General features: G+C 49.2%; 1 protein-coding gene. It reads left to right on the top strand.

Features of this window, described 5'->3' with window-relative positions:
* Window positions 1–236 (top strand): hypothetical protein (locus EXE42_RS20000; protein ID WP_206750788.1); only part of this gene is annotated, 236 nt, incomplete at both ends.

The following is a 236-nucleotide window of genomic DNA, read 5'->3' as shown; positions in this document are numbered from 1 at the left end:
CCTCTCCGGCAGCCGCTAAATTGAATATGTCCCACCTGTCCCTGTACACGACGCACGGAGCCAAGGCGCTTGGTCGAGTAGCAGACGTCCATCCGGAGGCAGTCCACGAAGCGGTTATAGATGATGATGATGAGCGGTTAATAGAGATATACAATGAGATTCCAGAGACACAGGAAAATTTCCTAGGATTACTCAAAGAACTGAGTTTTGCGTTACCCGAGTTGTTTGGTGAGGAA

Origin of the sequence: Halorubrum sp. SP3 (assembly GCF_005435195.1) — an archaeon.
In the GTDB taxonomy this organism is placed as follows: Archaea; Halobacteriota; Halobacteria; order Halobacteriales; family Haloferacaceae; genus Halorubrum; species Halorubrum sodomense.
Note: the sequence above shows the minus strand (reverse complement) of the source record. Positions and strands in the feature narration are given on the sequence as shown.